The 389-nt window shown below is 57.1% G+C and carries 1 protein-coding gene; it reads right to left on the bottom strand.

Annotated elements, in window-relative coordinates; genetic code table 11:
* Window positions 1-389: L-lactate permease (locus tag CSV68_RS16850; RefSeq protein WP_199175059.1), on the bottom strand; the 389-nt coding region annotated here is incomplete at both ends.

Here is a 389-nt window from a genome sequence, read left to right as displayed (position 1 = left end):
CCAGCGTCGATGACAGGCCGGAATAGTTCGAGATAAACGCGAACGCCAGCACCATGCCGATGGAGTAGATCGGCAGCATCAGTTCCTTAATGGTAGCCGCAAAAGTCTGTACTGCAGCCGCTGGCTTCATGCGTAACCACACCACAGACAGGATAGCGGCAAACAGGATTGCGGTGCCGGTTGCCGAGAACCAGTCAAATTTATACACCGCGGCATACGGCGTGGCGGTGTGCACCACGGGCGGCATACGGGCGACCATCTTGTCGAGGAACGGCACGGAGATGTTAATGACCATCTCATACAGTGCGCCACCCGGTGCGAACAGGGCCTTAAACGGTGGAATACTCCAGAGCGTAACCGTGGCGGTCAGGAACAGGAACGGAGACCAT

Source organism: Sporosarcina sp. P29, from assembly GCF_002743265.1.
In the GTDB taxonomy this organism is placed as follows: Bacteria; Bacillota; Bacilli; order Bacillales_A; family Planococcaceae; genus Sporosarcina.
Note: the sequence above shows the minus strand (reverse complement) of the source record. Positions and strands in the feature narration are given on the sequence as shown.